At 43.1% G+C, this 4,358-nt stretch carries 5 protein-coding genes; 3 read left to right on the top strand and 2 right to left on the bottom strand.

Annotated features, from left to right (window positions below; all coding sequences use genetic code 11):
- Positions 1 to 227: 227 nt before the first annotated feature.
- Positions 228 to 1,301: a DUF481 domain-containing protein gene (locus tag O3C43_24835; protein ID MDA1069716.1), complete on the top strand. Its 1,074-nt coding sequence runs from the start codon at positions 228 to 230 to the stop codon at positions 1,299 to 1,301.
- 8 nt (positions 1,302 to 1,309) lie between these two features.
- Here the strand turns inward: O3C43_24835 and O3C43_24830 are convergent, their stop codons facing one another.
- On the bottom strand, positions 1,310 to 1,834 hold the full coding sequence (locus O3C43_24830; GenBank protein MDA1069715.1) for an NUDIX domain-containing protein: 525 nt from the start codon (positions 1,832 to 1,834) through the stop codon (positions 1,310 to 1,312).
- Positions 1,827 to 2,717, bottom strand: a complete 891-nt coding sequence (locus O3C43_24825) for a DMT family transporter (GenBank protein MDA1069714.1) — start codon at positions 2,715 to 2,717, stop codon at positions 1,827 to 1,829. The genes O3C43_24830 and O3C43_24825 overlap by 8 nt, the downstream gene beginning before the upstream one ends.
- A 137-nt stretch (positions 2,718 to 2,854) precedes the next feature.
- On the opposite strand from O3C43_24825, the gene O3C43_24820 reads away from it, so the two are divergent.
- Positions 2,855 to 3,373 (top strand): glycine cleavage system protein R, encoded by a 519-nt coding sequence (locus O3C43_24820; GenBank protein MDA1069713.1) that lies wholly within the window; start codon positions 2,855 to 2,857, stop codon positions 3,371 to 3,373.
- 86 nt (positions 3,374 to 3,459) lie between these two features.
- Complete coding sequence (locus O3C43_24815; protein ID MDA1069712.1) at positions 3,460 to 4,188, top strand: TonB family protein; 729 nt, start codon at positions 3,460 to 3,462, stop codon at positions 4,186 to 4,188.
- The last annotated feature ends 170 nt before the right edge of the window (positions 4,189 to 4,358 follow it).

Genomic DNA, 4,358 nt, shown 5'->3' with positions numbered 1-4,358 from the left:
GAAGGTTGATAGCATTTCATATATAACCTTCTTATTGTATATAAGCAACTGACTGTCAATGAGTTAATTCATCAAAGTGCCCTAATAATTTCGGCGAAGCGTGCTAAAAAAAAGTCCAAAATACCACCTTTTTTCTGAGAATTTTTACTTGCTTGAATTTATCGCGACTCTATCACTCTCTTGCATTTCTGCTAACCTTATTGCCTAGCATCCAACATCCTATCATTATGAAAGAAGGTATTTTCTTAACTGCGTTTGTACGCACATGGCTCTTGATTAGCCTTTTCGGAACTGTATCCGTTAACCTGTTATCTGCAGGCAAAATTGAAACCAGAGACGGGTCTGTAATAAACGGAAAAATCCTCTCAATTGAAGCAGGAGTCATCAAGGTTGAGACGTCTTATGCAGGTGAGATTTCTATCAAGCAATCTGAAGTCATTGTTTTCTCGTCTGAAGAAACGATCAATGTATCCACTGATGGAGGAAACACTTTTAAAGGTACCGTTGCTGGTTCTGGAGACTCGATTAAGATTGCTGCTAATGGAGGCACTTTCGAAACTTCTGTAAGCAATGTGACTGCCGCGTGGCAACCGGGAGAGGATAGTCCAATAGAAAAGGCTCATAAAGCAGAGGTCGCTGCAAACGAGCGCAAATGGAAGTTCGATGCCAGTGTTGATATAAGTGGTAAGTCTGGGAATTCTGACCGAACGGCTACCGGGATTGGGGCCAGTGCCGTCCTTGAAAGCAAAAAGGACAGGCTCGGTTTTTATATGTCTGCTGATATCGCTGAGGAAAACGGCAACACCACCTCAGATGAGATAAAGGGTGGAATAGATTATTCGTCATTTTTCAGTGATAGTCTTTCATGGTATGCCAGAGGTGAATTGGAAAAAGACGATATCGAGTTGTTGGATATAAGAACTACGGCGGCCTTTGGTATCGGCAAACATGTGATTCGTAAGGACGACCAGAAGCTTGAGTTCCGCGGTGGTCTCGCCTATCGATTTGAAAGCTTTCAGAATGGAACAGATGTTGAGTCTCCTGGTTTGGACTTGGCCCTTATTCATTTTAAAGATCTCGGGTGGGGATCGATGAACAATCTGGTCACCTACAATCCTTCATTCGAAGACTTTGGGAATTTCCGGGTTTATCATGAATCTTCTTTTGACCTCCCCGTAGGTACGGGTGAATTCTGGAAATTGAGAATTGGCATAAGCAACGATTACAATTCGGAGCCGGTTGCAGGTCTTGAGGAATTAGATACAACTTACTATACTAGATTGCTTTTAAGTTGGAGGTAATTCTCCTGCTAAATGCTTTGAGTCCTAAGCAGGACTTTTAGTGCGTGTCTGTAGGATGGAAAGGCCATATCATCTGGCGAAACAGTATGTGGGTTTCGCCAATAAGTTGCGGAAACTTCCGTGGGATCCGTTTCGATAATTTCGGAGCAAGCTTTTGCGGTGTAAAACAGGTCCAGGGTATTGTAACAGATTCCGCCGTAAAAGTATTGGTTTGGGAAGCTGCAAATGTATTTTAGCTCATCTATTACCAGGCCAACTTCTTCTTTTACTTCGCGATGTACACCGTCTTCGGCCGATTCGTTGGCATCTATAAATCCACCAGGAAGTCCCAGTTTCCCTTTGCCTGGATCATGAGCGCGTAGGTTGAAAAGGACTTCATTATCGTCGTTTAAAATAAAAACCCCGGCAGCTGCTGCCACGTTTGGGTAAAATTTGAAATCGCACGAATTGCAAAGCCACGGCTTGAAAGATCCGCTATCAAATGTCTTTGCACCGCATCGCGGACAAAATGGGAGTTCTATAGAATCACGCATGGTACAAAATTAATGTTACCCCTAAAAATCCCAAGCTAGCTCCCGCAATTTTCATAAGTGAAAGCCGTTCTTTAAGAATAGGAACCGCAAGGATAATAATGAAAAATACTGAAGTCTGGTTTAGGATAGAAGCGACCGAGGTAGACGTATGTTTGAACCCGACTATCCATGTAAATAAGGCTAGATAAGTGCCGATAAAAGCTCCCAGAAGCATGATCTTCCAAGGTAGGGGGCCTTTGAATATGCGGATGGAAGTTCTTATCCGGCCGCTTGCAATCGTGAACAAAACCACTCCCAATAGTCCTCCAGCGAGTCGAAAACAAGAAACATAAGCAGGCGGCGCTTCATTAAGAATGGGCTTCGTTATCACCATACCGGTTGCCATGCAAAACACCGCAAAAATCCCGACAATGGTTCCAACTATTCTATTTCTTTTTGAAACAATGTCAGAAGATTTTTGATACACTGCCAACAAGATGCCGCTCAAAATAAGTATGAACCCAAGAGCTTGAAAAACAGAAAATTCTTCCTTTAGGAACAACACGGATAAGAGGATAACAAAAGGGCTAAATAGACAGCTCAAGATAGCATTCCTTCCGGCGCCCAGGATGTTGAGCGCGTACATGAAGAGTGTATCTCCCAAAGCGATTCCTATTCCACCGGCAGAAACAAGAACCAGGAGATCCTTGTTACTCAGATTGGTTTCAACGTCTTGTTCTTGAAATAGCAGCCATGTGGCGATGAAAAGAATAAGCGCAAATGTGTTCTTAAAAAGACTCATTTCAATCGGAGGAATCCCTTTAACCGCTACGCGAAACAATACAACAGCTATAGCCCAAAAAACTGCGCTTATTAATGACCAGGATTCACCCCAATATGGCATGAACGCATTAGGGTTGTCCGGGTGTACAGGGTCAATGGGAATATCAGGACACTCCCATTATAGGTACTGTGTTTTTATTGCCATGTTGAGTAATTGGAATTGGAGTGATTCCTCTTTCAACGGTATAAATTATGAACATGCATTTAGTAATCACTTTTATGGGAAAAGACCGGCCTGGATTGGTTGAATCTATTGCATCTGCAATTGCCCGAAAAGGTGGAAATTGGCTGGAGAGCCGGATGTCGCATTTGGGTGGTCAATTTGCAGGCGTATTGCGGGTTTCAATTGATGAGGAACACGAAGCTGGTTTGATGAAAGCGTTGCTTCAATTGCAGGAGACTGGGTTGAGTCTGACTATACGATCTGAACCAGCTTCGATTGATTCTAAAACCCGGTCTTTGGTCATTATGGAAATTATTGGCAGCGATCAGGTCGGTATCGTTAGCAGGATTAGTGGTCTGCTCGCAAGTCTTGGAGTCAACGTTGAGGAACTGGAAACAGAACTTACAACGGCTCCCATGTCTGCTGAGCTGCTTTTTAAGGCACGAGGATGTCTTCAGTTGCCGGCTCGACTTGCGATGGAAACGCTTCGAGACGAACTCGAAGCGATTGCGTCGGACCTTATGGTGGATCTCCAGTTGCACAAAGAATTATGATGTCCGTTAAAAAAATCTTTGAACCAGAGACTTTTTTAGAGGGGTGAAGCGAAAATGGGTGTTAGGCATATAAAGAATATTTATTTATGAAATCATTTAAGAAAATTCCGCCTTTATTGTATTTGGGTTCGTTTCTTCTGCTAATGTTCGCCTCCGGCTCCGTTTCTGGGGTGGACAATTTCGAATCCTTGAAGGTGTTGAATACGGTATTGCCGGCTTACCCCACTTCGATGACTTTAGAAGGTATTTACGACGGATCAGCCCAGGTCGTTATTCGTGTTGATTCAACGGGAGAACTGGATGAGGTGTTTCTTTCGGCTTACACGCATCCCTTGTTTGGGAGATTGGCGGATGAATACATACGGAAATGGACATTCCAGCCTGCCAAATTGAATGGTGAACCTATAACAGTCATCAAGCCATTTGACTTTCGATTTGAAGACAAGCGGGGTGTGTATGCTGTGGGTGTAATGGAATCAACCGCAGCTTTCCTTAAGTATTCGAGAAGCGCGGATTTCAAACGAATTTATAGTCCTAGAGAGTTAGATGAAATTCCCGAACCGATTACTATGACCACGCCGATGTTTCCATTGGAATTTAAGGACAAGGATGTGGAGGGAAGTGCCACTATTTTATTCTATATTGATTCGGAGGGGAATATTCGAATGCCGCATGTGACTGAATCTACCCACGACCATTTTGGACAAACAGCCTTATTGGCTGTCTGGGAATGGAAATTTAAACCGCCGATGGTTCGAGGAAAACCGGTCGATATCCTGGCTAGGCAGGAATTCAAATTCTCGGATAAGAAATAGAGAGGATTGAGAGATGGCTCATATCAGTTTGGTCAATTTTGAAGCCGCAAAGGTCGCTCACCTTCTGAAAGAACAATAATCTTCAAATCGCCGCGTTTTTTAGTTTTTGTCCTAAAATCGAGTTCAATTACACTACATACAATTGGCCTGTATTTTTATTTTTTTGTTAA

Source organism: Verrucomicrobiota bacterium (assembly GCA_027622555.1).
Taxonomy (GTDB): domain Bacteria; phylum Verrucomicrobiota; class Verrucomicrobiia; order Opitutales; family UBA2995; genus UBA2995.
This window is presented reverse-complemented; position numbering and strand designations above follow the sequence as displayed.

What these genes read in the sequence shown, in the direction of transcription:
- O3C43_24835 (MDA1069716.1), top strand. Translation starts at nt 228, where the DNA reads ATGAAAGAAGGTATTTTCTTAACTGCGTTTGTACGCACATGGCTCTTG.
- O3C43_24830 (MDA1069715.1), bottom strand. Translation starts at nt 1,834, where the DNA reads ATGCGTGATTCTATAGAACTCCCATTTTGTCCGCGATGCGGTGCAAAG.
- O3C43_24825 (MDA1069714.1), bottom strand. Translation starts at nt 2,717, where the DNA reads ATGCCATATTGGGGTGAATCCTGGTCATTAATAAGCGCAGTTTTTTGG.
- O3C43_24820 (MDA1069713.1), top strand. Translation starts at nt 2,855, where the DNA reads ATGCATTTAGTAATCACTTTTATGGGAAAAGACCGGCCTGGATTGGTT.
- O3C43_24815 (MDA1069712.1), top strand. Translation starts at nt 3,460, where the DNA reads ATGAAATCATTTAAGAAAATTCCGCCTTTATTGTATTTGGGTTCGTTT.